General features: G+C 38.6%; 1 protein-coding gene. It reads left to right on the top strand.

Annotated elements, in window-relative coordinates; translation table 11 throughout:
* Positions 1–86: 86 nt before the first annotated feature.
* Positions 87–308, top strand: a 222-nt coding sequence (locus CWB85_RS22710; RefSeq protein ID WP_212748254.1) for a hypothetical protein, incomplete at its 3' end; no start/stop codon positions are given.

Here is a 308-nt window from a genome sequence, read left to right as displayed (position 1 = left end):
TAATGGTAAGAGTTACGGCAGTAGTGAAATGAATTTATCCCCTATAAATGATGGTGTTTACGTAGCTGCGTGCTTTGGTGTTTTAGATGGGTTTTAATGATTTAGTAAATGGAGTTATATCATTAGTTGTAAAGCCTTATAAATATTCTTCCTGCTCGACGGTTAGTCTGGTGAGCTCAGTTACAGCCTCCGTAACTCAAGGTTTGTATTTTCTAGTTGATTCACCAATCGAGGTAGTTGCTGAGGAAACTACGCTCATTACGATAAACCTTTTTAGGGAGATTTACCGTATGCATAGGGCTGATTCG

This window comes from Pseudoalteromonas sp. S1727, from assembly GCF_005886375.1.
GTDB classification, from domain to species: domain Bacteria; phylum Pseudomonadota; class Gammaproteobacteria; order Enterobacterales; family Alteromonadaceae; genus Pseudoalteromonas; species Pseudoalteromonas haloplanktis.
Note: the sequence above shows the minus strand (reverse complement) of the source record. Positions and strands in the feature narration are given on the sequence as shown.